Source organism: Curtobacterium sp. MWU13-2055 (assembly GCF_023242305.1).
Classification (GTDB): Bacteria; Actinomycetota; Actinomycetes; order Actinomycetales; family Microbacteriaceae; genus Curtobacterium.
The window spans coordinates 341,258-364,406 of record NZ_JALLIO010000003.1 but is presented as its reverse complement, the minus strand read 5'-3'; the positions used below and the strand labels follow the sequence as shown (position 1 = coordinate 364,406).

Annotated in this window: 24 protein-coding genes; 9 read left to right on the top strand and 15 right to left on the bottom strand. The window is 72.9% G+C overall.

Annotation, left to right across the window (positions count from 1 at the left end; translation table 11 throughout):
- Nucleotides 1–27 precede the first annotated feature (27 nt).
- Both M4960_RS09400 and M4960_RS09395 read right to left on the bottom strand, forming a co-directional pair.
- Nucleotides 28–807 carry an Fpg/Nei family DNA glycosylase gene (locus M4960_RS09400; RefSeq protein WP_248704087.1) on the bottom strand — a complete coding sequence of 260 codons (780 nt, stop codon included), beginning with the start codon at nt 805–807 and terminating at the stop codon, nt 28–30.
- The gene (locus M4960_RS09395; RefSeq protein WP_248704086.1) at nt 800–5,590 is read right to left on the bottom strand and encodes a DEAD/DEAH box helicase; all 4,791 of its coding nucleotides are present in this window, start codon (nt 5,588–5,590) and stop codon (nt 800–802) included. The genes M4960_RS09400 and M4960_RS09395 overlap by 8 nt, the downstream gene beginning before the upstream one ends.
- Before the next feature lie 161 nt (nt 5,591–5,751).
- Between M4960_RS09395 and M4960_RS09390 the strand changes: the two genes are divergently transcribed.
- Nucleotides 5,752–6,408 carry a PadR family transcriptional regulator gene (locus M4960_RS09390; protein ID WP_111083510.1) on the top strand — a complete coding sequence of 219 codons (657 nt, stop codon included), beginning with the start codon at nt 5,752–5,754 and terminating at the stop codon, nt 6,406–6,408.
- Between the two features lie 159 nt (nt 6,409–6,567).
- Here the strand turns inward: M4960_RS09390 and M4960_RS09385 are convergent, their stop codons facing one another.
- Nucleotides 6,568–7,185 (bottom strand): alpha/beta hydrolase, encoded by a 618-nt coding sequence (locus tag M4960_RS09385; protein WP_248704085.1) that lies wholly within the window; start codon nt 7,183–7,185, stop codon nt 6,568–6,570.
- A 73-nt stretch (nt 7,186–7,258) separates the two neighbouring features.
- Between M4960_RS09385 and M4960_RS09380 the strand changes: the two genes are divergently transcribed.
- Nucleotides 7,259–7,801, top strand: coding sequence for an NUDIX hydrolase family protein (locus tag M4960_RS09380; RefSeq protein ID WP_111083509.1), 543 nt, complete (start codon nt 7,259–7,261; stop codon nt 7,799–7,801).
- Nucleotides 7,802–7,904: 103 nt separating this feature from the next.
- Here M4960_RS09380 and M4960_RS09375 read toward each other — a convergent pair whose 3' ends face one another.
- Both M4960_RS09375 and M4960_RS09370 read right to left on the bottom strand, forming a co-directional pair.
- A complete protein-coding gene (locus tag M4960_RS09375) occupies nt 7,905–8,114 on the bottom strand; it encodes a CsbD family protein (RefSeq protein WP_111083508.1) in 210 nt (69 codons plus the stop codon).
- A gap of 141 nt (nt 8,115–8,255) precedes the next feature.
- Nucleotides 8,256–9,863, bottom strand: coding sequence for a DEAD/DEAH box helicase (locus M4960_RS09370; RefSeq protein WP_131921014.1), 1,608 nt, complete (start codon nt 9,861–9,863; stop codon nt 8,256–8,258).
- Nucleotides 9,864–10,151: 288 nt separating this feature from the next.
- Between M4960_RS09370 and M4960_RS09365 the strand changes: the two genes are divergently transcribed.
- Complete coding sequence (locus M4960_RS09365) at nt 10,152–10,985, top strand: endo alpha-1,4 polygalactosaminidase (RefSeq protein ID WP_248704084.1); 834 nt, start codon at nt 10,152–10,154, stop codon at nt 10,983–10,985.
- Nucleotides 10,986–11,097: 112 nt separating this feature from the next.
- On the opposite strand, the gene M4960_RS09360 is transcribed toward M4960_RS09365, so the two are convergent.
- The 3 genes from M4960_RS09360 to M4960_RS09350 all read right to left on the bottom strand — a co-directional run bounded on the left by M4960_RS09360 (nt 11,098) and on the right by M4960_RS09350 (nt 12,654).
- Nucleotides 11,098–11,457: a GntR family transcriptional regulator gene (locus M4960_RS09360; protein ID WP_248704083.1), complete on the bottom strand. Its 360-nt coding sequence runs from the start codon at nt 11,455–11,457 to the stop codon at nt 11,098–11,100.
- Nucleotides 11,458–11,467: 10 nt separating this feature from the next.
- Nucleotides 11,468–12,040 (bottom strand): DUF1684 domain-containing protein, encoded by a 573-nt coding sequence (locus M4960_RS09355; RefSeq protein WP_248704168.1) that lies wholly within the window; start codon nt 12,038–12,040, stop codon nt 11,468–11,470.
- Between the two features lie 131 nt (nt 12,041–12,171).
- Nucleotides 12,172–12,654 carry a hypothetical protein gene (locus M4960_RS09350; RefSeq protein ID WP_123293092.1) on the bottom strand — a complete coding sequence of 161 codons (483 nt, stop codon included), beginning with the start codon at nt 12,652–12,654 and terminating at the stop codon, nt 12,172–12,174.
- Between the two features lie 74 nt (nt 12,655–12,728).
- Between M4960_RS09350 and M4960_RS09345 the strand changes: the two genes are divergently transcribed.
- The gene (locus M4960_RS09345) at nt 12,729–13,496 is read left to right on the top strand and encodes a carbonic anhydrase (RefSeq protein WP_248704082.1); all 768 of its coding nucleotides are present in this window, start codon (nt 12,729–12,731) and stop codon (nt 13,494–13,496) included.
- A gap of 34 nt (nt 13,497–13,530) precedes the next feature.
- Here M4960_RS09345 and M4960_RS09340 read toward each other — a convergent pair whose 3' ends face one another.
- Nucleotides 13,531–14,163, bottom strand: a complete 633-nt coding sequence (locus tag M4960_RS09340; RefSeq protein WP_123339447.1) for a GNAT family N-acetyltransferase — start codon at nt 14,161–14,163, stop codon at nt 13,531–13,533.
- A 97-nt stretch (nt 14,164–14,260) separates the two neighbouring features.
- On the opposite strand from M4960_RS09340, the gene M4960_RS09335 reads away from it, so the two are divergent.
- Together M4960_RS09335 and M4960_RS09330 are read left to right on the top strand one after the other, a co-directional pair.
- Nucleotides 14,261–14,866, top strand: a complete 606-nt coding sequence (locus tag M4960_RS09335) for a hypothetical protein (RefSeq protein ID WP_216834250.1) — start codon at nt 14,261–14,263, stop codon at nt 14,864–14,866.
- A 67-nt stretch (nt 14,867–14,933) separates the two neighbouring features.
- A complete protein-coding gene (locus tag M4960_RS09330; protein WP_111083501.1) occupies nt 14,934–15,236 on the top strand; it encodes a DUF427 domain-containing protein in 303 nt (100 codons plus the stop codon).
- Nucleotides 15,237–15,254: 18 nt separating this feature from the next.
- Here the strand turns inward: M4960_RS09330 and M4960_RS09325 are convergent, their stop codons facing one another.
- The 6 genes from M4960_RS09325 to M4960_RS09300 form a co-directional block, all read right to left on the bottom strand.
- On the bottom strand, nt 15,255–16,514 hold the full coding sequence (locus M4960_RS09325) for an Nramp family divalent metal transporter (protein ID WP_308222007.1): 1,260 nt from the start codon (nt 16,512–16,514) through the stop codon (nt 15,255–15,257).
- A gap of 76 nt (nt 16,515–16,590) precedes the next feature.
- The gene (locus tag M4960_RS09320; protein ID WP_111083499.1) at nt 16,591–17,286 is read right to left on the bottom strand and encodes a CGNR zinc finger domain-containing protein; all 696 of its coding nucleotides are present in this window, start codon (nt 17,284–17,286) and stop codon (nt 16,591–16,593) included.
- Between the two features lie 47 nt (nt 17,287–17,333).
- A complete protein-coding gene (locus tag M4960_RS09315) occupies nt 17,334–17,825 on the bottom strand; it encodes a SprT-like domain-containing protein (RefSeq protein WP_123293099.1) in 492 nt (163 codons plus the stop codon).
- Nucleotides 17,822–18,652, bottom strand: coding sequence for a hypothetical protein (locus tag M4960_RS09310; RefSeq protein ID WP_123936981.1), 831 nt, complete (start codon nt 18,650–18,652; stop codon nt 17,822–17,824). The genes M4960_RS09315 and M4960_RS09310 overlap by 4 nt, the downstream gene beginning before the upstream one ends.
- A 125-nt stretch (nt 18,653–18,777) precedes the next feature.
- Nucleotides 18,778–19,464, bottom strand: a complete 687-nt coding sequence (locus M4960_RS09305) for a hypothetical protein (RefSeq protein ID WP_173168801.1) — start codon at nt 19,462–19,464, stop codon at nt 18,778–18,780.
- 115 nt (nt 19,465–19,579) lie between these two features.
- The gene (locus M4960_RS09300; RefSeq protein ID WP_173168949.1) at nt 19,580–20,422 is read right to left on the bottom strand and encodes a spermidine synthase; all 843 of its coding nucleotides are present in this window, start codon (nt 20,420–20,422) and stop codon (nt 19,580–19,582) included.
- Nucleotides 20,423–20,564: 142 nt separating this feature from the next.
- Here M4960_RS09300 and M4960_RS09295 point away from each other — a divergent pair, with 142 nt between their 5' ends.
- From M4960_RS09295 to M4960_RS19705, 3 genes are read left to right on the top strand one after another with little or no spacing between them, the layout of a single operon-like run.
- Entirely contained in the window at nt 20,565–21,107 is a 543-nt protein-coding gene (locus M4960_RS09295; RefSeq protein ID WP_248704081.1) for a hypothetical protein, read from the top strand.
- A complete protein-coding gene (locus M4960_RS09290; RefSeq protein ID WP_248704080.1) occupies nt 21,104–22,471 on the top strand; it encodes a sensor histidine kinase in 1,368 nt (455 codons plus the stop codon). Before M4960_RS09295 ends, M4960_RS09290 begins: the two co-directional genes overlap by 4 nt.
- Nucleotides 22,468–23,118, top strand: coding sequence for a response regulator transcription factor (locus M4960_RS19705; protein WP_131877677.1), 651 nt, complete (start codon nt 22,468–22,470; stop codon nt 23,116–23,118). Before M4960_RS09290 ends, M4960_RS19705 begins: the two co-directional genes overlap by 4 nt.
- Nucleotides 23,119–23,149 lie beyond the last annotated feature (31 nt).

Here is a 23,149-nt window from a genome sequence, read left to right as displayed (position 1 = left end):
GCCGGTGCTCGTCGCTGCGCCCGCGGTTCAGGTCTGGCAGCGCGGGCACCAGTAGGTGTCCCGCAGGGTGAGCTCCGAGTCGCCGAGGTCTCCTCGCCGGATCCGGGTGCCGCACCGCAGGCACGGCTTGCCCGCGCGTCCGTAGACCCAGAACCGACGCCCCGGGCGGTCGATCCCCGTCGTCACCCGGTGGCTGCGGTCGCGGTTCGCCAGGATGAGCCGGCTCGCCAGGGAGATCGTCCGGCCGGCGTCGTGCACCTCGGCCACCGGGCGGGTCGGCAGGACTCCGCGCAGGAAGCAGAGCTCGTTGCGGTAGACGTTGCCGAGGCCGGCGAGCACGCGCTGGTCGAGCAGCGCCAGCCCGACCGGGCGTGCAGGATCCCGCGTCAGGTTCTCGAGCGCCAGGTCGGCGTCCCAGTCGGGCCCGAGCAGGTCCGGGCCGAGGTGCCCGACGACCTCGGACTCCTGGTCGCGGGGGACCACCTCGAGCACCCCGAGCGTGAACCCGACGGTCGAGACGTCCTCGGTGTCGAGGATCGCGCGTGCCTGGTGCGCCGGGCGTCGCCAGCGCTCGCCGGGGGCGTAGACGTCCCACCGCCCCTCCATCTTCAGGTGGGAGTGCACGGTCAGGTCCCCGATCCGGTGCAGCAGGTGCTTGCCACGGGGCACGACCTCGTCGACGGTGCGGCCGACCAGGTCGACGGTCGCGAACGCGGGCACCCGGAAGTCGCTCCGGGTCAGGACCTTGCCCGCGAGCGCCGTGTGCAGCCGGTTGGCTGCCCGGTAGACGGTGTCGCCCTCAGGCACGGAGCCGGAGTCCCTGCGGGGTGGCGGTGAACCCGGCGTCGCCCAGCGCGGTGCCGAGCGGGGTACCGAGCACGAACTCGCCGTCGACGCGCTCGACCGCGAGCTTCCGCAGTCCGGTGCGCACGATGCCGGCGATGGACGCGGCTGCGACGGCCAGGTCGGCGGGGTCGTCGGTGAAGGTCAGCACCGACTTACCGCCCCGCTCGACGTACACCGCGAGCCGGCCGTCGACGGTGGTGACGAGCGCTCCGGCCTTGCGCCCGGGCCGGTGGCCGCGGGAGCCGGTGGTGGCCGGTGCCGGGGCCATCTGCGCAGCCGCAGCGACAGCAGCGACGTCGGCGCCCGTGTCGCCCGCATCGGCTGCCGCGCGGTCGTCGGACGGCCAGGGCAGCGACGCCCCGTACGGGTTCGCGGGGTCGGTCGCGGCCAGGGTCAGTGCCTCGCGCTTCCGGTCCGGGTCGACGCGTTCGTCGTCGTCGAGGTCACGGGCGTAGGTCCGCAGCCGGTCGATGGTCGGGCCCGTGGCGAACTGTGCGGCCCCGAGCCCCTCGATGAAGTAGCCGCGGCGCGCCCGCCCGGACTCCTCGAACCGCGAGAGCACCCGGTACACGCCCGCGAACCCACCTCGGACCCCCTCGACCTGGACGGCCCCGCGCGTGACGACCCCGTAGCGCTCGAGCAGCTGCTCGGCGGTCGCGGCGGCCCGCACGGTCGAGTCGGACTCGGCCAGGGGGAGCAGGGACCAGCGGCCACCGACGGACGGCGGGCCGGACTGCGTCGGCATCGTCGGACGGCGGCGCCCGCGGTACGCACGAGCCCGCGGGGCGCTGCTGCTCTTCGCCTTGCCGCCGAGCATCGAGCGGAGCGGAGCGAACGTGTCGTTCGTGATCTGTCCGGCCCAGACGAGGTCCCACAGCGCCGTCGTCAGGGCCGGGTCGTCGGTGCTGCCGACGGCCTGCCCGAGCTGGCGGAAGAAGTACGCGCCGCCGCCGGCCAGGGCACCGAGCACGTCGCGCTGCAGCTCGGTGGTCTCGTCGCCGGAGGGCTCGGCGAGCGTCGTCGACGCCGTCTCGGCGAGGTGCAGGCGCACCCACCCGTCGTTGCCGGGCAGGGTCCCGCCGCCGGACCACAGGACCTCGCCGGTGGCGGTGAGCTCGTCGAGCATGTTCGTGGAGTAGTCGGTCACCCGCGCGGGCAGCACCAGGGTCTCCCAGGCGCTGGCGGGCAGGGCGACGCCGGCGAGCTGGTCGATCACCTGCAGGACCCCGTCGACCCCGCGCAGGCCGCCGCGGGTGCCGGGGGTCTGCACGTGCTGCCAGGCGGGCAGGAAGCGCGCGAGCGTGTCCGGCGACACCGGCTCGACCTCGTGGCGGAGCGCGGCGAGGGACTTCGTGCGGATCCGGCGCAGGACCTCGGCGTCGCACCACTCGGCGCCCTGCCGATCCGGGCGGAACTCGCCTTCGACCACACGCCGGTCGGCGACCAGACGGCGCAGGGTGTCCTGCACGACGGCGACCCCGAGGCCCAGGCGGCCGGCGGCGTCCTGCGCCGAGAACGGCCCGTGCGACCGGGCGTACCGGCCGACCAGGTCACCGAGCGGGTCGGCGACGGGTTCGACGAACGCGGTCGGCACGCCGATCGGCAGCGGGACCCCGAGGGCGTCGCGCAGGCGCGAGGCGTCCTCGATGACGGCCCAGCGGGTGGACCCGGCGTGCGAGAACGACAGGACACGGCGGTCGCGTTCGAGCGCGGTGAGCACGGTCTGCACCTCGGTCGCAGCGGCGGAGCGGTCGTCCGACGCCGCCAGCCAGCTCCGGTCGACGGCTTCGTCGAGGTCGAGCGCGCCGACGAGCCGCAGCACGTCGACCAGCCCCTCGGCGTCGCGCGCCCGGCGGTCCGGCGACAGCCGCTGCAGGTCCTGTTCGACCGAGGCGATGACCGCCGGGTCGAGCAGCTCCCGCAGTTCCGCGCGGCCGAGCAGTTCGCCGAGCAGGGTCGAGTCGAGCGACAGTGCCGCTGCCCGACGCTCGGCGAGCGGGGAGTCGCCCTCGTACATGAACGCGGCGACGTACCCGAACAGGATCGAACGGGCGAACGGGGACGGCGTCTCGGTCTCGGTCTCGACCAGGCGGATGCGGCGGCCGGCGATCTCGTCGGCGATGCCGAGCAGGGCGGGCACGTCGTAGACGTCCTGCAGCACTTCGCGCACGGTCTCGAGCACGATCGGGAACGACGGGTACTTCCGGGCCACCTCGAGCAGCTGCGAGGCCCGCTGCCGCTGCTGCCACAGGGGCGATCGCTGCCCGGGGTTCCGACGGGGCAGCAGCAGGGCGCGCGCCGCACACTCGCGGAACCGCGCGGCGAACAGCGCCGAGCCACCGACCTCGTCCGTGACGAGTGCCTCGAGGTCGTCGCGCTCGAACACGAACAGGTCGGCGCCCGGCGGTTCGGCGTCGGTCTCGGGGATGCGCACCACGATGCCGTCGTCGGCGGCCATCGCGTCGCCGTCGATGCCGTGGCGTTCACGCAGCCGCGCCGCGACCGCCAGGGCCCACGGCGCGTGCACCTGCATGCCGTACGGCGAGTGCAGGATGAGCCGCCAGTCGCCGAGTTCGTCGCGGAAGCGCTCGACCACGAGCGTGGTGTCGTTGGGGACGTGACCGGTGGCCGCGCGCTGGTCGCGCAGGAAGGTCAGCAGGTTCGTGACGGCACGCTCGTCGAGGCCGCCGGCGGCGACCCGAGCGCGGGCGTCGTCGTCCGAGGCGCCCTCGACCTCGCGCACGAACGCTCCCGTCGCGCGACCGAGTTCGGCGGGGCGGCCGATGCCGTCGCCCTTCCAGAACGGCACCCGACCGGGCTGTCCGAAGGCCGGGCTCACGATGACCCGGTCGTGGGTGATCTCCTCGATCCGCCAGCTCGTGGCACCGAGGGCGAAGACGTCCCCGACGCGGGACTCGTAGACCATCTCCTCGTCGAGCTCGCCGACGCGGGAGGCCTTCTCGCCGACCATGAACACGCCGAACATCCCGCGGTCCGGGATCGTCCCGCCGCTCGTCACCGCGAGCCGCTGGGCGCCGGGGCGTCCGGTCAGGGTGCCGTGCACGCGGTCCCACACCAGCCGCGGGCGGAGTTCGGCGAACTCGTCGCTCGGGTACCGCCCGGTCACCAGGTCGAGCGTGGCGTCGAACGCCGAGCGGGGCAGGCCGCTGAACGGAGCGCTGCGCCGGACCAGGTCGAACCAGTGCTCGACGTCGACGGTGTCGATCGCCCCGGCAGCGACGGTGTGCTGCGCCAGGACGTCGAGGGGGTTCGCCGGCACCGAGATCGACTCGATCTGCCCCGAGACCATCCGTTCCACCGTGACCGCACTGTTGACGAGGTCGGCGCGGTGCTTCGGGAACAGCACCCCGCGCGAGATCTCGCCCACCTGGTGCCCGGCACGCCCGACGCGCTGCAGGCCGCTCGCGACCGAGGGTGGCGCCTCGACCTGCACGACGAGGTCGACCTCGCCCATGTCGATCCCGAGCTCGAGCGAACTCGTCGCGACCACGCACCGCAGCCGACCGGACTTCAGGTCGTCCTCGATGATGGCGCGCTGGTCCTTCGACACCGAGCCGTGGTGGGCGCGGGCGAGCACGGGCACTGCGGTGTCGGAGCCGCCGCCACCGGTCTGCCCGGACGCGCCGATCATCTGCGCCGGCGGCCGCTTCGTGCCCTGGGGTGCGACCGCGTGCGCCGAGGTCCGTGCGGGCGACTGCGGGCGACCCCGCGCCACCGGCAGCCCGTCGTCGGCCGGCGAGACACCTGCCGGCACCAGCGCATCGCCCACCGCGGCCGAAGCCGGAGCCGCCGCAGCGAGGACGCGCTCTTCGTGGATCTCGTTCAGCCGCGCGGTGAGTCGCTCGGCCAGTCGCCGCGAGTTCGCGAACACGATCGTCGACCGGTGCTCCTCGATGAGGTCGACCACACGCTCTTCGACGTGCGGCCAGATCGAGCCGTTCGAGGGCGCGTCGGACGCGTCCGCACCGACCGGCGGAGCACCGAGCTCGGCCATGTCGTCGACCGGCACGACGACGCGCAGGTCGAAGGTCTTCTGCGCCGGCGGGGCGATGATCGTCACCGGCGCACGGCCGCCGAGGAACCGGGCGACCTCTTCCGGCGGCCGGACCGTGGCGGACAGCCCGATGCGCTGCACCGGCTTGTCGAGCAGGTCGTCGAGCCGTTCGAGCGAGACGGCCAGGTGCGCTCCGCGCTTGGTCGAGGCGACCGCGTGCACCTCGTCCACGATGACGGTGTCGACGTTGACCAGGGTCTCGCGCGCCTGCGAGGTGAGCATGAGGTACAGCGACTCCGGCGTCGTGATGAGGATGTCCGGCGGCTGGCGGAGCAGCTTCTGCCGGTCCGACGACGGGGTGTCGCCACTGCGCACCCCGACGGTGACCTCGGGTGGTTCGGTGCCGAGCCGCCGGGCCGTCTGCGTGATGCCGACGAGCGGGCTGCGCAGGTTCCGCTCGACGTCGACGCCGAGGGCCTTGAGCGGCGAGACGTACAGGACCCGTGTGCGCTGCTTGGCCGGCGGCCGGTCGGTCGCGCTGATGAGCCGGTCGATCGACCACAGGAACGAGGCCAGGGTCTTGCCGGAACCGGTCGGCGCGATGACGAGTGCGTGCTGCCCCGTCGAGATGGCGTCCCACGCGCCCGCCTGTGCCGGGGTGGGGGCGTCGAACGCACCTCGGAACCACTCCGCGGTCGCGGGGGAGAAGCGCTCGAAGACGTCCGTCATGGTCCGCCCATCCTGCCCGTCACCACCGACAGCAGGCCGAGCGGGGAGTGCCCCTTGACAAGACGATAGTTAGCGATCTATCGTAAACACATCGCGATACGACGAAGACGAAACCAGTCAGACCGGTCGCGAGCCGACTCAGCAACAAGGAAGGACGCACCATGCGCCCCATGCACAACGACAACGACAGCAACCACCACCCGCGCGGCCCCCGTTTCGGCGGCGCGCGGCAGCACCACGGCGCCGGCTTCCCCGGCCGCGACCGCGGTGACCACGAGCACGGCGGCCGAGGTGGCCGTGGCTTCGGCCCGGGCTTCGGGCCGGGCATGGGCTTCGGCCCCGGCTTCGGTGGCTTCGGCGGACCCGGCTTCGGTCGTGAACGCCGCCGCCGCGGTGACGTCCGCCTCGCGATCCTCGGCCTGCTGGCCGAGGGGCCGCAGAACGGCTACGCCGTGATCAAGACCATCGCCGAGCGCACCGGCGGCGCCTGGAAGCCGAGTCCCGGCTCGGTCTACCCGACGCTCCAGCAGCTCGTCGACGAAGACCTCGTGGTCTCGTCGGGCGACGGCCGCAAGACGCTCTTCGAGCTCACCGACGCGGGCAAGGCCGAGGCCGAGGCGAAGGCCGACGAGATCGCGGCGGCGCTCGACGCGGCCCCCGGGATCCCGGACGCGCAGCGCGAGTTCTTCGAGGCGCTCCGGAAGACCATGGGCGTCCTGCAGATGTACCGGACGACCGCGACGGAGGACCAGGCCAAGGCCGCCACCGCCAAGGTCGACCAGCTCCGCAAGGACCTGCTGCAGATCCTCGCCGACTGACGTCGGAACCCACGGACGGGAGGCACGGTGCCAGCTGGCACCGTGCCTCCCGTCCGTCGTCGCCGGGGCTGACCCCCGCGCATCGTGAGCAGAAAAGGTCGAGTCCGCGAGCCTGGACTCGACCTTTTCTGCTCACCAAGCGCGCTGCGCGCCCCGCGCCTACGCCCCGATGAACGCCGCGACGTCCGACAGCTCCGCTGCCGACACCGCGTGCGACAGGCCCTCGTACGTCCGGTCCGTCACGGTGGTGTTCGCCGCCGCCCACGCCTGCGTCCGCGCGGTGGCCTCCGCCGGGATCACCGGGTCGAGGTCGCCGTGCCCGAGGAACACCCGCGGCCGGACGGCGGCGACGGCCTCGTCGCGCGAGTCCGTCACCCCCGGCACGACGAACCCGGACAGCGACACCGCGAACGCGAACGCCGCGGGCCGTGCGCGCAGCAGCTGCAGCGCCATCGACCCGCCCTGCGAGAACCCGAGCAGTCCGATCCGCGGGTGGTCGGCGGCGACGGAGTCGACCCACGCGAGCACCTCGGCGACGGCGGCGTCGACGGGCTCGAGCGCGGGGGAGCCCGGCGTCCCGAGCGGGTACCAGCTGAACCCCTGGCCCCACGGCATCGGTGCCCGCAGTGACGCCATCGTCCAGGCCGCCGGCAGCGCGGGGGCGAGTCCGAGCAGGTCGCGTTCGTTCGACCCCACCCCGTGCATGGTCACGAGCAGCGGTGTCCCTGCGCGTTCCTCCGCGGGACGTGTCCACTGCACCAGGTCTGCATCGATCATGTGGACAACGCTAACCATCCCCAAGTCCCGCGCCTTCCGCCGAACTCGACGCCGTCCCTGGTAGACACGGTGCATGGCCTCGTTGCAAACCCCCGACCCCGACTCCGGCTGGCTGTCCGACGAGGAACTCGCCAACGCGCGTCGTCGACTCCCCATCTGCTACGTCGAGGCGATCCCCGTCCGTACCGACGGGCTCGGCGTCGTGACCGAGGTCGGAGTGCTGCTGCGTGTGGCCCCGAGCGGCTCGATCGTCCGCACCCTGGTGTCCGGTCGCGTGATGTTCGGCGAGTCCATCCGCACCGCGCTCTTCCGTCACCTCGAGAAGGACCTCGGCCCGATGGCGTTCCCGCAGCTGCCGTCGAGCCCGACACCGTTCACGGTGGCCGAGTACTTCCCGCTGCCCGGCGCCTCGGTGTACACCGACGAGCGGCAGCACGCGATCTCGCTGGCCTACGTCGTGCCGGTCACCGGCACGTGCGAGCCCCGGCAGGACGCCCTCGAGCTCACCTGGATGACCCCGATGGAAGCCGCGTCCGACGGCGTCGCCGACGACATGGAGGGTGGCCGCGGCGCCCTGCTGCGCGCGGGCCTCGCGTCGGTCGGCGCGCTCATGTAGCGACCGGCTCGGTTCCCGAACACGGCGGAGCCCCCCGAACACGACGAAGCCCCCGGATCCGATCGGATCCGGGGGCTTCGCAGCGCGGTAGTGAACCGGCTTCTTACTTCGTGTCGCGGTCGCTCTTGAGGCTGTCGGCGACGCCGGAAGCGGCGTCCTTGACGTTCGTACCCGCCTGCTTGGTGTCGGCCTTGACCTGATCGGTCTTGCCCTCAGCCTTGAGGTGGTCGTTGTCCGTCGCGTTCCCGACGGCCTCCTTGACCTTGCCTGCCGCCTTCTCAGCGGCGTTCTTGATGTCTTCGATCCCAGCCATAGGCACTCCTTCCAACAGCGGACGTTTCCCCGTCAGCCGCTTGCGCGGCATCCGGTGAAGGAGAACCTACGCCTCGAGGGCGTCCGCTTCGCAGGCGCCCCCAAGGTTGTCCCCCGCTGGTCAGCGGGCCCGGTCGACAGGTCAGTGGCGGTCGGCAGCGCCGGCCGGACGGGAGGCACGGCGCGACGAGCCACGACGGCCCCCGCCCGACTCCTGGCCGGCTCCACGGCCCGCGGCGTAGCCACCGTCCGAGGACCAGACGGCAGAGGACCCACCGCGCACGGTGTCGCTGCCGGCGCGACGGCTGCCGCCGCTGCGGCGACCACCCGTCGAGCCCGCGCCCGCTGCGGCGGAGCGCCCGGTGCCCTCGGAACGTGCGCCGCGAGCCGGACGGCCCTGACGGCCCCCGGCCGAACCGGCGGACTCGGAAGCCGAGCCGGAGCGCGCGGGCTGACCCGAGCCTCCCGGACGGCCGCCGCGACCACGACGACCACGGTCACCGGCGGAGTCGGCGGAGCGCTGCTTCGGCTGACGCTGGTGCTGCGCGGGCTGGTCCTCGGCGACGTGGCGGATCGGGGCGATCTCGCCGACGAGCGTGGTGACCGCCGGGGAGGTCGCGGTGACCTGCTGCGGGGTGACCTTGATCGCGGCGGCACGCATCATCTGTGCGACGTCGCGACGCTCGGCGGGCATCGTCACCGTGACCACGTCACCGGACGAACCGGCACGGGCGGTACGGCCCGAGCGGTGCAGGTACGCCTTGTGCTCGGTGGGCGGGTCGACGTGCACGACGAGCTCGACGTTGTCGACGTGCACACCACGGGCGGCGACGTCGGTGGCGACGAGGACGAGGGCCTCGCCGGACGAGAACTTCGCCAGGTTCCGCTCACGGGCGCCCTGCGACAGGTTGCCCTGCAGGTCGACGGCCGGGATCCCCTGGCTGCTGAGCTGCTTGGCGAGGCGCTTGGCGTGGTGCTTGGTGCGCATGAAGAGGATGCGGCGACCGTTGCCCGAGGCGAGGGTGCTCACGAGGTGCTTCTTCGCGTCGGCGTCGGCGACCTCGAACAGGTGGTGGGTCATCGCCTCGACGGGGCTGTTCGCCTCGTCGACGGAGTGCATCACCGGGTTGTGCAGGAACTTCTTGACGAGCTTGTCCACGCCGTTGTCGAGCGTGGCGGAGAACAGCAGACGCTGCCCCTGCTCGGGCGTCGCCTGCATGATCTTGGTCACGCCGGGCAGGAAGCCCATGTCGGCCATGTGGTCGGCCTCGTCGAGGACGGTCACCTCGATGTCACCGAGGTTGACGTGGCCCTGCTGCATGAGGTCGGCGAGGCGACCCGGGCACGCCACGACGACGTCCACGCCGCCGCGCAGGGCGTCGACCTGACGGCCCTGTCCGACGCCACCGAAGATGGTCGTGGTGTTGAGGCCCATGGCCTTGGCGAGCGGGGCGAGGGCGACGTCGATCTGGGTCGCGAGCTCACGGGTCGGGGCGAGCACCAGGGCGCGGGGGCGGCCGGCGCGGCGCTTGCGGCCACTGGCGGCGAGGCGGGCGACGAGCGGGATCGCGAAGGCGATCGTCTTGCCGGAGCCGGTGCGGCCACGGCCGAGGACGTCCTTGCCCTGCAGGGAGTCGGGGAGCGTGTCCTCCTGGATCGGGAACGCGGTCTCCTTGCCCTGGTCGGCGAGGACGGCGACCATCGGCGCTGGGACGCCCAGGTCGGAGAAACGGAGGTCATTGGTGGTCATGGTGACCTTTCGAGCCGGATGAGACCGGCTGTGGGCGCGCTCTGAGGCAGCGCGCGGGCGGGATGCGCGCCAACAGAGGTGGCTGGCGCAGTCGCCGCAGCAGAGAAGCCTGGGCACCTTCGGGAGGTGCTCGATCATCGACCAGAGGATCAGTGGAACGTGGTCGGGAGTTCGGGGCGTCCGTACGACGCACGAGACGATCGGCGTCTCGAGTACCACCAGCATAGCGTGTGGACCCCGCAGAACCCAGGACCGGTCCGTTCGCCGTGCGCATGCGAGGATTCCCGGGTGCGTACGCGAACCGTCCTGATCACCACCGCGATGGCCCTGGTGGCCGTCCTCGGCACGGCCGGCTGCGCCGAGGCTGCTCCGACCAGCGCGGCGGCGAGCTACCGCAACCTGCCGACCTCGGGGCGCCCGGACTACCAGCTCGGCGGCTCCTACACGCCGCCGTCCGGTGTGACGATCGTCGAGCGGGACAGCACCGCCAAGCCCGCGAAGGGCACGTACGACATCTGCTACGTCAACGGGTTCCAGACGCAGCCCGAGTCCGCCCGCACGTGGACGGGGTCGTACCCGTCGGCGATCCTGCGCGACCGGGCCGGCAAGCCGGTGTCCGACCCGGGTTGGCCGGACGAGATGCTCCTCGACACCCGGACGGCGGCGAAGCGCGCGCTCATCACGAAGGTGCTCGCGAAGTCCATCGCCCGCTGCGGCGACCGCGGGTTCGACGCGGTCGAGTTCGACAACCTCGACTCGTGGACCCGGAGCGGGAAGCGGCTCACGCGCGCCGGCAACCTCGCGCTGGCGAAGTCACTCGTCGACACCGGGCACCGCCACGGCCTGGCCGTCGGGCAGAAGAACACGCCGCAGCTCGGGGCCTCCGGCCGGAAGCAGACCGGGTTCGACTTCGTCGTCGCCGAGGAGTGCGTGCAGTACCGGGAGTGCTCGGCGTACACGAAGGTCTACGGCAAGCGGGTCATCGACATCGAGTACGCGGACACCCTCGAGCGCTCGTGGGGCTCGGTCTGCAAGCTGAAGAGCCGCCCGGCGATGACGATCCTGCGCGACCGCGACCTGGTCACGCCGACCGACGACGCCTACGTCTTCGAGCACTGCTGAGCGCGGGTTCCTTCCCAGAACGCCCGCGATGGAAAGTCGAATCGGGCGTACCGGGCCGGAACTTCCGACCAGGTACGCCCGAAAGCACCAGGTACGCCTCGAAGCCCGGCGCCTACGCGGGCCAGGCGTCCTTGAGCGTGGTGGCCGCCTGGTCCGCGGACAGTCCCGCCGCGCGGGCAGCGGCTGCGAGCGCACGTGCCGCATCAGCCACGGCGTCGGGCACCTCGGCCGGCCGCACCACCCGGGTGCCGGCACCACGCGCGGTGTGCACGAGCCCGGCCTCCTCGAGCAGTTGGTAGGCCTTCGCGACCGTGCCGGCTGCCAGCCCGAGCTCGTCGGCCAGCCCCCGCACGCTCGGCAGCCGTTCGCCGTCGACGAGGTACCCCGCGCCGATCTGTGCCGCGATCTGCGAGCGGACCTGCTCGAAGGGCGGAACGCGTCCGCCGGCGTCGAGTGCGACCAGTCCTGCCATGCGTTCCACCCTAGAAGTCGTACTGCTCGCCGACCGGGATCGGCACCGGCACGGTGTTGCCGGGAGGCGCGAGCGGGCACGCCCACGCCGGGTCGTACGCGCACGACGGGTTGTACGCGAAGTTGAAGTCCAGCACGAGCGAGTCGGCGTCGTCGCCGCCCAGGTCCGAGCCCTTGATCGTGTCGAGCAGGTAGCGTCCGCCGCCGTACGTGCCGCGGGCCTTGCCGGCGCTGGAGTCCTTCACGGGGACGAACAGCCCGCCCCCGTAGCCGCCGTGCGACCAGACGTCGAGCGTGCCGACGCCCGGGACCGTCACGACACCGAGGCGGTCGAAGTGCACGGTGCCGTCGGTGCCGGTCTCGTAGTCGAACTCGGCGGGCTCGGCCGGTTCGATGCGCACCTGGAACCGCCAGGCGGGGTCGTAGTCCGGCACGGGCAGCGAATCGAAGTCGCGGGCGTCCTCGTCCAGGAGCGGCGACGCGGGGTGCTCCGCGAACATCGCGTCGCGGGTCTCCCGCCACAGCGCGTGCGCCGTCTGGGGATCGGGCGTCGCGCGGACACGGCGGTACAGGTCGAACGTCATGCGCCGCCAGTCCACGGTCGCCAGCGTGCTGCGCACACGGTCGTCGGTCGTCGGCTCCTGGGGGCGCGTCTGGCTCACGTGATCGAGGCTACGCCCGCTCCGCGGTGGACGGGAGGCCCGACTCGCCTCGCTCAGGCAGCATCCGTCCGCCAGGTGGGCGCGAGCGCACGCATCCGGTACGCCCGCCACTGCCAGATGACCCACATCCCCGGCCACAGCAGTGCGCCGAGGGGCCACGGCCGCATCCGGTAGGTCAGGCGGTCGATGAGCAGCGTCCGGTCGCCAGGAGCCGGCACGACCGCCATCCGGTGGCGCATCGTCATGCGGCCGAACAGCCCGCTCGTACCGCCGCCGTTGTCACGCTGCACGGGGACGCCGTCGATCTCGTACAGGTCGAGGTCGACGTGCGTGTCGCCGCTCGGCACGAGGCCGAACGCACTCGCGGTGATCGGGTGCGGGTGCCCCGGTTCCCACCGCTCCGGGAACCCCTCGGGGCTGCGCGAGCGGTAGACCAGGAACGGCTTCGTCACCGCGACCATCACGGACGGGGACAGCAGGGCATCGCGCACGGCGTCGACCGGCGCATCGAGGACGATCCGGATACCGACGTGCATGCCCCGGACCCTACGCTCGCGGCCGACGACCGCTCTCGGCAAATGTGAAATACAAGTATGTGAGTGTGTACAGCATGCGATCCACTCATCCCCGCCTCCCCCTGCTCGCCGCCCCCGCCGTCCTCCTCGTCCTCGCCGGGTGCGCGGCCGGAACGCCTCCCGAGGCCGACGCGCACGACGCCGGCACGTCGTGGTCGTACGAGGGGGCGGGTGCCCCGCAGCACTGGGGTGGTCTCACCGACGAGTACGGCACGTGCGGCACCGGCGACCAGCAGTCCCCGATCGACCTCCCGGCGGCCCGCGGTGGCGCCGACCTCGACCTCGTGGGCACGGGCGCCGTCCGGGGTCTGACGGCGGACAACGGGCACACCGTGCAGTTCACCGCCGGCGACGGTGCCTCGACGACCATCGCCGGCGCGGACCTCGACCTGGTGCAGATGCACTTCCACGCGGGGTCGGAGCACACCGTCGACGGCGACCCGGCCGACGCGGAGTTCCACTTCGTGCACGCCGACGACCGCGGAGCCCTGACCGTCGTCGGGGTCCTCGCCGAGCGGGGCGCGCACAACCCCGCCTACGAGAGCTACCTCGCCGGGGCGACGGCGGGTGCCGGCCGGGAGAGCACGGTGGACGTCGAGGCGATGCTGCCCGCGTCGCGCTCCTTCGCGACCTACGAGGGGTCGCTCACCACGCCGCCGTGCACCGAGGGGGTGCGGTGGATCGTGCTCGAGGACCCGATCGAGCTCGGCGCCGACCAGCTCGCCGACCTCGAGGCAGCGCACGTCGAGAACGCGCGTCCGATCCAGCCGCTCGGCGACCGGACGGTCCGTCACACGCTCTGACGTCAGCAGGTTCTGACGTCAGGGGCTCTGACGGTCAGGCGTGCCGGGCGGACCGGCGGCGCGACCCCTCGGCGCGGTCGTGCCGCCGGAGCCGCTCGGCCAGGGACAGCCGGACCGCCGGCCACTCCGAGGCGATGATCGAGAACACCACGGTGTCGCGGAGCGTGCCGTCGCGACCGATCGAGTGGTTCCGCAGCACGCCGTCCTGCTTCGCGCCCAGACCGGCGATCGCGGCGCGGGACTGGTGGTTGTGCCAGTGCGTGCGGAACTCCACCGCGATGCACTGCCAGGCCTCGAACGCGTGGGACAGCATCAGCAGCTTCGCCTCGGTGTTGATGCCCGAACGCTGCGCCGACTTCGCCAGGAACGTGCTGCCGATCTCGACGTGCCGGTTGCCCGCGTCGATGTTCATGAAGGTCGTCGAGCCCACCACGCGGCCGGTCGGACGATCACGCACCGCGAAGGGCACCATGCGGCCGGCCTCGTGCTCGGCGAGGCGCCGGTCGATCTCGTCCTCGACCTGGGCCGGCGCGGGGACCGAGGTGTACCAGGTGCGCCACAGATCGCCGTCCGTCACCGCTGCCCGCAGGTCTTCCGCGTGCTCCTGCGCGAGGGGCTCGAGCGTCACACGGTCGCCGGTCAGGGTGGGCGCGGGGGCGATCTCCATGGAAAAGCATCCTACGGTCGTCGACCATGGCGGAGCCTGGCGGGACGGTCACCCTGTGGAGAGGGACAGCATCGCTCGGACGGCTATCGTGACGGACGTGGCAGAACGCACCCAGGAGCAGTACCAGGTCCGGTTCGCGTGGGGCACCGGTGGTGCGGCACGCATCGCCCACGGCGCACACCTCGTCGTCTGGGTGGACGTCCTGCCGAGCTCGCCGGACGCGGCGGCGCAGCGCCGCGCGTTGCGGAACGCGACCGCCCAGCTGCCGGACGGTCCGGAGGTCGTGCTCGGCCACCTCGGCAACGCGAGTGCGATCGCGGAACGGGTGACGGGCCTCCAGGCCGATCGTGGCGACCGGTGCGTCGTCGCGGTCGTCGCCGCCGGGCTGCACCATCCCGGAGCGCTGGACGACGCGGCCGAGGCCGCGGGCGAGACCGTCGACGTGCCCGACGCGCCCGACTTCGCCGTCGAGGACCTGCTCGCCGCCGGCGCCGTCGTCGACGCGCTCGCCGCGGTCGGGATCGACCACACCTCACCGGAGGCCGCCGCGGCCTGCGCGGCGTACACCGGGCTCCGGCGCGCGGTGAAGCACCTGGTCACGGCCTCCGAGAGCGCGGCCGTCCTCGGTCGCGAGCCGGTGCACGCGGCGCTCGCCGTCGGACCGGAACTGGTCGTCCTGCGGGAATCGCGGGGCCGGGCGTAGCGTTCGGTCGGACAGGGACCGGAGCGCCGTCCAGGCCGTCCGGCACCAGCGAGCGAAGGAGCAACGCATGAAGGCAGTCGTCGGCGACACGGTGATCGCGGAGGCCCCGGAAGAGGACCTCATCAAGATCGAGGGCAACTGGTACTTCCCGCCGTCGAGCGTGAAGTCCGAGCTGTTCACCGAGAGCCCCACCCAGTACCACTGCCCGTGGAAGGGCGACACGCAGTACTTCACCGTGAACGTGGACGGACAGGCGCTGCAGGACCGCGCGTGGTCCTACCCGACGCCGATCCCGTCGTCGTTCGACCGCGTCGGCAAGGACTACTCGGGCTACGTCGCGTTCTGGAAGGACGTCACGGTCGTCGAGTGACGACCAGCGTCCCGGCGCTCACTGCGTCACCGTGAGCACGATCAGCGCGACGTTGAGCGCCACGATGACCGCCGCGATCACCCACGCCACCACGCGGGTGGTCGCGGCGTTCACGTCCGTGCCCATGATGCTGCGGCGCGACGTGTAGACGACCAGCGGGACGATCGCGAAGGCGATCCCGAAGCTCAGCACGACCTGGCTCACCACCAGCAGCATCGTCGCGTCGGCACCGATCGCGAGCAGCACGATCGCCGGCACCAGGGTGATCACACGCCGCGCCACGAGCGGGATCCGGACGTGCAGCAGCCCCTTCATGATCTCGGCGCCGGCCATGCAGCCGACCGAGGTCGAGGCCAGCCCCGACGCCAGCAGCCCCACCGCGAACAGCACCCCGACGACGGGCCCGACGTGGTCGGCGATCGCCCGCTGGGCACCGGGGATCGAGTCGGTGCCGGCGACGCCGGGCAGGGTCGCCGCGGCCAGGACGAGCATGCAGATGTTCACGCCGCCGGCGACCACCAGCGCGAGGCCGACGTCCCACCGGGTGGCGACGAGCACGCGGCGACGCTCGGGGCCGGCGGGGACGTCGCCGTGCCGGTCGCGGGCGAGCGCCGAGTGCAGGTAGACCGCGTGCGGCATGACCGTCGCGCCGAGCATCGACGCCGCGAGCATCACCGACTCGGAGCCCTCGAACCGCGGCACCAGGCCGCTGACCAGCTCGGCGGGGGAGACCTGCGCGAAGAGCAGTCCGGCGCAGAAGCCGACGGTGAGGATCGCGAGCATCGCCGTGACGACGGCTTCGAAGGTGCGGGTCCCGCGGCGACTATGCAGGGTCAGCAGGAGCATCGAGACCACGCCCGTGATGAGCCCACCGGCGACGAGCGGCAGGCCGAAGAGCAGGTGCAGGGCGAGTGCGCCGCCGATCACCTCGGCGATGTCGGTCGCGGCCGCGACGATCTCGGCCTGCCCCCAGAACAGCAGCCTCGGGGTGCGACGCATGCGCAGGCCGAGGTGCTCCGGCAGGGACCTGCCCGTGACGACGCCGAGCTTGGCGGACAGGTACTGCACGACGACCGCGCTCGCGTTCGCGGCGACCAGGACCCAGAGGAGCAGGTAGCCGTACTTCGCCCCGGCGGTGAGGTTGGCCGCCACGTTGCCGGGGTCGACGTAGGCGATGGCCGCGACGAACGCCGGGCCGAGCAGGGTGAGGCCGGCGGCGCGGCGCCTCGGGGTACCCGTGGGTTCCTCGGTGGTCCTGGCTGCGGCGGTGTCGGTCACGGCACCAGCATGCCAGAGAATTCGGCGCACCGAATCTTTTTCTTCGCGGTGCCTTGTCGGCTGGCTGGAGGGTGGTTCAGACCGCCGCGCGCCGAGCGCGGTGCGCCCGGACCTTCGCGCGGTTCCCGCACCGCTGCATCGAGCACCAGCGACGCGTCCCGCCCCGCGAGGAGTCGTAGAAGACCAGCGCGCAGTCGTCGGCCGAGCAGCGGCTCAGACGCGTCGGTCGGCCGTCGGCCTCGACGTCGTCGAAGCCGACCTCGGTGAACAGCGCGACGGCGTCGCGCGCGACGCTGGACAGTGCCTGGGCCAAGCGGACACGGTTCGCTCCGGCACGGCGTCGGCCACCCGGGAGGCTCGGGGGCACGTCCGGCAGGGCGGCGAACAGGTTGACGGTGTCGATGTCGTCGGGCGCGGGGCGCGTGCGGCCGGTCCCGGCACGAAGGCCCGCCGCGACGGCGGTGCGCTCGGCCGCGGTGGTCGCCGGGCCGGGGGCCGCGGCGACGGCGAGTCGGGCGATCGCCGCGCGGAGCGCGCGTGCGTCCTGCAGCTCGCGCGCGCTCGCCCCGACGTCGATCGGTTCGGTGTGGTCGCTGAGCCACTCGTCCAGGTCCGCCGGGCTCGCGAGCAGCTCACCGAGCTGCGATCGAGGGCGTCGGCCGTCCGGGTCGTCGGCGAACCCACCGGTGTGCGCGAAGTCCAGGGCGATCCGACCGGCGTCGAAGAACCAGGTGGATCCGGCGTCCGTGCGGATGTGCTGCCCCGTGTGCATCCGTCCAGGCTAACGGGTTACCGGCGCGCCTCCGCGCGCGGACGGACTCATGCGGTAGTCGAGGCCACCGTCGACGGGGTGTCAGCGTCGCTCCGGCGCCGCCAGACGATGGCGTTGCGGGGATCGAACCGGCGGGAGCACCGGGCACAGGCGAGCTGGCGGGTGGGCGTCCGGTAGCGGAAGTGCTCGTGTCCGGCGGGGCAGGTCCCGATCCACGGTGCGAGCTCGCTGGCGATCGGGCCGTCGTGCAGCCGCGAACCCGTGTACCCGATGGCGGACGCGGTCCGCTTCCACTTCGGGCCGTGGCCCGCACGTGCTCCGGCGAGGGCGTGCGCGACCTCGTGCAGCAGGACCTGCTCGACGTCGTCGTCCGAGAACCGTGTCGCCAGGTGCCGGCTGACGGTGATGCGCTTCCGGGCGAAGTCGCACTGTCCTGCGCGGGTCTTCGCGTGGTCGAACCCGAAGGCCCACGAGCCCGCGCCGAGGTGTTCGGTGATGAGTGCCTCGGCTCGGGAACGGACCGTCTCGAGTGCGGTCACTGGTCGGCGCGGGGGTCGGCCTGGCCCTTCTTGGCTGCCCGCGCGGCGATCCGTCCCCAGATGTCGTCGGCCTCGGTGCGCGCGGCGTCCGGCGCCCCGAGCACCCGGCGGCGGATCGGCGGGACCTGCTTGACCGGCTCGGCGACGCGCATGGTCGGTTCGTCGTCCTCGGCACGGCGGGCGGCGACCTCGCGGGCCGTCCGCGGCTTGTCAGCGGGTTCGGCGGGGTGCGTGATCGAGGCACGCATCGCCGCCTCGACCGCGGTGCGCAGCGCGTCGGTGCGCTCGGACGGGGCACCGGCCTGGCGGAACGCCTGGTAGGCGCGGGACAGCGCGGCGCGGGCCTCCTCGAAGCGGTCGTTCTCGAACAGCGACCACCCCTCGATCTCGGCGGCGGCGCCCTCGAGCTCCGGCCACTCCTCGGTCGCGGCGGTGTCGCGGGCCAGAGCGGCCTCGGTCGCGGCACGGTCGTGGCGACCGAGGTCGTGCAGGATGTGCGCGCGCCGGATCCGGGCGGCGACCTTGTCCTGGCGCTCGCCCGTGAACATCGCGAGGCGGAAGACCTCCTCCGCGACGACGAGAGACTCGTCGAGACGGCCGAGCAGGCGGAGGAGTTCGGCGCGTTCCGCGAGCGCCTCGGTGCTGCGGCTCTGACCGAGGTCGCGCAGACGCTGGTGCACGGCGTCGACGTCGACCGCCGGCCGCAGGCTGATGGGCGCGAAGGTGCTGCCCGGGCTGACCCCGGCCGTCACGGGAGCCGCGTGGCGCGGTTCACGGGACGGGTCGGACGGGTCGGGCTGCTGACGGTCGTCGGGCGGGAGGGACATCGGTTCGAGGGTAGCCGCGCTCTGCCGGGAGCGGCCGGTGCGACGCGCTCAGGCTTCGCGCCGGTGGACGCAGAACGGCCCGCCGTGCCGGAGCACGACGGGCCGTTCCGGACGGGCTCAGCGGATCAGGACATCCCGCTCGCCGCGACCGCAGCGACGCCGACCGCCACGACGAAGACGATGAGCGCGACGACAGCGAGGACGATCGCGAAGACGCCCCAACCGCGGCCACGCTTGGTGACGGCAGCGATGATGCCCTGCACGATCGCCCACAGGCCGAGGGCCGTGCCCAGGTAGAACATGAGGGACCCGGTGATGACGTTCGACGAGGTCATCAGCTCGGTGATCTGCGCGTCGCTCGGCGTCGCTCCGCTGTTCTGCATCGAGTCGCGGAAGGCGTCGGAAGCGCCGAACGACTGCCCGAACAGGTACCCACCGATGGCTCCCACGACCAGGGCGGCGAGGCCGACCACGAACGCGATCACGCCGACGGTCTTCTTCTTGGCCTTCGGTTCCTCGTAGCTCTGCCACGCGGGCGAACCGGAGCTCGCGGGCGCCGCGGCGTACGGCTGCTGGCCGTACTGCTGCTGCTGGCCGTACTGGTCCTGCTGCTGCCCGTACTGCTGCTGCTGCCCGTACTGGTTCTGCTGTTCGCCGTACTGCGGAGCGGACTGCCCGTACTGCGGCGTCGGGTCGCTCCGCTCGCCGTACCGCGGTGCGTCGGCGGCGGGCTGCTGCTGCGGGGCTCCGCCCCAGCTCGGCGCCTGGCCGTCGCCCGTCCGGTCCTGGTTGCTCCGGTCGTCGTTCGTCATCAGGGGATCCCATCGCTCGGTCGCGCACCTGCGCGGTCGTTCAGACCATCCTGACAGCCGCACCCGCCGAGTGCCCGGGAACGGCCTGGCGCGCCGCCCCGTCGTCACCGCGGGGTCAGGCGCCGAACACGCTCCGGTTCGGCTCCGGTGACGCCACGGCCGTCGCGTCCGTGACGATCGGCGCCCCGGCGATGAACGCCCGCAGCTCGGGCCCGTGCACGACCTTCGCCGGCATCGGGTCCGACGAGTACCGCCGCGGCATCTCGGCGATCGGCAGGTCGGTCGGCGAGCCGAGCAGCACGATGTTCCCGAACCGACGCCCCTTGAGCATGCCGGTGTCCGCCACCGCTGCGACCGACGGCAGCACGGCCTGCAGCGTCGACGCCTGCCCCCGCGCGAACGCGAGACCCGCGCCGTCGGCCACGTTCACGGCGACGATGCCGGTCGGCGACAGGAACGCGGCGACCTCGCGGTAGAACTCGATGCTCGTCACGTGCGCCGGGATCTGCGAGCCGCCGAAGACGTCCACCACGGCCAGGTCCACCGTGCCGCGGAGCCCGGTGGGGAGCTTGCCGAGTACCTCGCGCGCGTCGCCGTACCGCACCCGGATCGACGCACCGCGGGGGAACGGCAGGACCTCGCGGACGTGGTCCACCAGGTCGCGCTCGAGCTCGATGACCTGCTGGCGGGAGCCCGGCCGGGTCACCGCGACGTACCGGGGGAGCGTCAGGGCGCCGGCGCCGAGGTGCAGCGCCGTGACCGGGCCGGACGGCAGCAGGTCGATGGCGTGTCCGATCCGCCGGATGTACTCGAACGCCAGGTGGGTCGGGTCCTCGAGGTCGACGTGCGACTGCGGCGTGCCGTCCACCACGAGCGTGAAGGACCCGGGGCGGTGCCGGTCCGGCTCGACCACCGAGTACCCCGCACCGATCCGGAACCCGTCGAACGCATCAGCCATGCGGTCAATCGAACACCACCCGACCGGCACCGCGATCACCACCCGGGCCCCCACCCCTGGTTGGTGTGCCCGCGGACGCACCGGAACGAGGCTGGATCCATCGGTCGGGGACGTCCCGCCGGGTCACCTCGAAAGGCACACCATGTCGGTCCAGCTCCTCGTCAACGTCCTGATCGGCGTCGCCCTCGTCGGCTTCCTCGGGTACCGCCAGGCCACCTGGCAGTACCTCGACCCGGCGCGCATCTGGCGCACGCCGATGATCATGGCGATCGTCGGCGTGGTGGTCCTGGCGCAGTCGGGGGCGACGATCACCACGACCGACGTCGTGTTCCTCGGCATCGAGGCCCTGATCACGATCGGCGTGGGCCTGACGATGGGCACCATCACCCGGTTCCGCACGGTCGCCACCCCGGACAGCAAGGGTCGGACGATCCAGTCCCGCACGGGGTGGCTCGGTGCGTCGCTCTGGATCGTGCTCATCGCCGTGCGCGTCGGCCTCGACGTGCTCGGCGGCCACCTCGGTGCGCACCTGCTCACCTCGACCGGCGCGATCCTGCTCGTGCTCGCCCTGAACCGCGCCGCCCGCGCCGTCGTCATCGACCAGCGCATCCCGCGCGGAGACCGCGGAGACCGCGGCAACCGGACCGCCAGTGGCCGCACCACCCGCGGCATGATGGTCCGGTGACCCTGCTGAGCGGACAGGACCCGACCGACCTCCCCGGAGGTCGGTCCCGTTCGGCAACCGCCTGGGGACTCAACGCCCTCGGCATCGTGATCGTCGGGTTCTGGTTCGTGAAGAACGGACTCGAGCTGCAGCCCCCCGCGTGGGTGTGGGTGCTCGGCACGGTGGCGCTCGCCGCGTGGGCGCTCCGCGAGTTCGGCCGGACGCCGCAGCTGCTCGTCGTCGCGGGAGTGGTGATGATCGTCGCCGGTTCCCTGACCGTGGTGGCGACCGACTCGCTCATGATCGTCCCCGTGATCGTCGGGATCGTCCTGCTCGGCGCGAACCTCCGGGTGCCGGTCTGGCTCGCGGCGGTGGCCGCGGTGGGGGCGATGGTGGTCATCGCCGTCTGCGCGACGATCGAGCACGCCTCGGTCCAGTTCGTCCTCGGCACGAGCGGCGGGCTGCTGCTCGGCGTGCTCATCGGGTTCAGCCGCCGGCAGTTCCGGGTCGCGGCGCAACGTGCGCGGCAGGCCGAGCGGGACCAGCAGCGGGCGCAGCTCCTCGCCGACCGGTCCCGGGCCTCGCGGGACATCCACGACGTCCTCGCGCACTCGCTGGGCGGACTCGTGCTGCAGCTCGACGCGGTCGAGGCCCTGCTCGAGGCCGGCCGGGTCGACGACGCGACGAAGCGTGCCGGCGAGGCCAGGACCCTGGCGGCGGACGGCCTCGCCGAGGCCCGCCGAGCCGTGCACGCCCTCCGCGACGACGCGGACGCCGAGCCCGGTGCCACCCCGGACCGGGCCGCCGCCCCGGACCGGGCCGCCCCCGACCCGACCACGACCGCGGACCGCGCCACCACACCGGACCGGACCACGGCCCCGGACCAGGCCACGCGGACCACCGGAGCCGACGTGCCGGACGCGAGCCGCGCCTCCCGGCCGTCCACCGACCACGTGCCGGACCGCGCCGACCACACCGACCGCACCGACCACGTGCCGGACCGCACCGACCTGACCGCCCTGGTCGCCGCCCACCGCTCGTTCGGCGGCACCATCGTGGTGCAGGGCGACGTGACCCTGGCCGCACTCGACGAGGCGCACCGCGCCGCCGTCGTCCAGGTCGTCCGCGAGGCCCTCAGCAACGCCCGCCGGCACGCCCCCAGCCGCCCCGTGTCGCTGTCCGTCAACCGTGACGGCGACGCCGTGGACGTCGTCGTGGCCAACCCGCTCACCGGCGGCGGCCAGGGCCTGCTCGGGATGCGCGAGCGCGTCGAGGAGCTCGGTAGCGGCGCGACGGTCGAAGCGGAGCGGTCCGACGACGAGTTCGTCGTCGCGCTGCACCTGCCGGTGGACCGGGTGGCCGAGCACGAGGTGGACGCCTCGTGACCATCCGTGTCCTCGTCGTCGACGACCAGGCGATCGTCCGCGACGGCCTGGTGACGGTGCTGTCGCTCGTACCGGACCTGCAGGTGACGGGTGAGGCCGCCGACGGCGCCGAGGCGATCGCAGCGGTGGACCGTGACGCTCCCGACGTCGTGCTGATGGACCTCCGCATGCCCGGTACCGACGGGCCGACGGCGACCGCGCGCATCGTGGCCGACCACCCGCAGGTGGCGGTGCTCGTGCTGACGACCTACGCGGACGACGAGTCGATCGTGACCGCGCTCCGGGCCGGTGCGCGCGGGTACCTGACAAAGGACGCCGGACGGACCGAGATCGCGACGGCGATCCGGGCGGTCGCGTCGGGGCAGTCGACGTTCGACGCCACGGTGGGGGCGCGGCTGGTGGCGCAGCTCGCCGGCGGCGGGGCGACGGCATCCGCACCCGCTGTGCCGGCGCTGCGTGACCGGTTCCCGGACCTCACCCCGCGCGAGGCCGACGTGCTCGAGCGCATCGCGGCCGGCCGGACGAACCCGCAGATCGCGGCGGAGTTGTTCCTGACGGTGCCGACGGTGAAGTCGTACGTGAACCAGGTGTTCGCGAAGCTCGGGGTCGCCACCCGCGCCGAGGCGGTCGCGCGCGTCCTGCGCTGACCGGTCCTGGCCGGTACGTGAATGCGTACAC

Excerpts from the sequence above, each read along its gene's own strand:
- M4960_RS09350 (WP_123293092.1), bottom strand. The coding sequence starts at position 12,654 with ATGCACGTCGGTATCCGGATCGTCCTCGATGCGCCGGTCGACGCCGTG.
- M4960_RS09375 (WP_111083508.1), bottom strand. The coding sequence starts at position 8,114 with ATGGCTGGGATCGAAGACATCAAGAACGCCGCTGAGAAGGCGGCAGGC.
- M4960_RS09370 (WP_131921014.1), bottom strand. The coding sequence starts at position 9,863 with ATGACCACCAATGACCTCCGTTTCTCCGACCTGGGCGTCCCAGCGCCG.
- M4960_RS09385 (WP_248704085.1), bottom strand. The coding sequence starts at position 7,185 with ATGATCGATGCAGACCTGGTGCAGTGGACACGTCCCGCGGAGGAACGC.
- M4960_RS09380 (WP_111083509.1), top strand. The coding sequence starts at position 7,259 with ATGGCCTCGTTGCAAACCCCCGACCCCGACTCCGGCTGGCTGTCCGAC.
- M4960_RS09320 (WP_111083499.1), bottom strand. The coding sequence starts at position 17,286 with ATGCACACGGGGCAGCACATCCGCACGGACGCCGGATCCACCTGGTTC.
- M4960_RS09330 (WP_111083501.1), top strand. The coding sequence starts at position 14,934 with ATGAAGGCAGTCGTCGGCGACACGGTGATCGCGGAGGCCCCGGAAGAG.
- M4960_RS09295 (WP_248704081.1), top strand. The coding sequence starts at position 20,565 with ATGTCGGTCCAGCTCCTCGTCAACGTCCTGATCGGCGTCGCCCTCGTC.
- M4960_RS09390 (WP_111083510.1), top strand. The coding sequence starts at position 5,752 with ATGCGCCCCATGCACAACGACAACGACAGCAACCACCACCCGCGCGGC.
- M4960_RS09310 (WP_123936981.1), bottom strand. The coding sequence starts at position 18,652 with ATGTCCCTCCCGCCCGACGACCGTCAGCAGCCCGACCCGTCCGACCCG.
- M4960_RS09340 (WP_123339447.1), bottom strand. The coding sequence starts at position 14,163 with ATGGAGATCGCCCCCGCGCCCACCCTGACCGGCGACCGTGTGACGCTC.
- M4960_RS09345 (WP_248704082.1), top strand. The coding sequence starts at position 12,729 with ATGCGATCCACTCATCCCCGCCTCCCCCTGCTCGCCGCCCCCGCCGTC.
- M4960_RS09305 (WP_173168801.1), bottom strand. The coding sequence starts at position 19,464 with ATGACGAACGACGACCGGAGCAACCAGGACCGGACGGGCGACGGCCAG.
- M4960_RS09300 (WP_173168949.1), bottom strand. The coding sequence starts at position 20,422 with ATGGCTGATGCGTTCGACGGGTTCCGGATCGGTGCGGGGTACTCGGTG.
- M4960_RS09395 (WP_248704086.1), bottom strand. The coding sequence starts at position 5,590 with ATGACGGACGTCTTCGAGCGCTTCTCCCCCGCGACCGCGGAGTGGTTC.
- M4960_RS09355 (WP_248704168.1), bottom strand. The coding sequence starts at position 12,040 with ATGACGTTCGACCTGTACCGCCGTGTCCGCGCGACGCCCGATCCCCAG.
- M4960_RS09360 (WP_248704083.1), bottom strand. The coding sequence starts at position 11,457 with ATGGCAGGACTGGTCGCACTCGACGCCGGCGGACGCGTTCCGCCCTTC.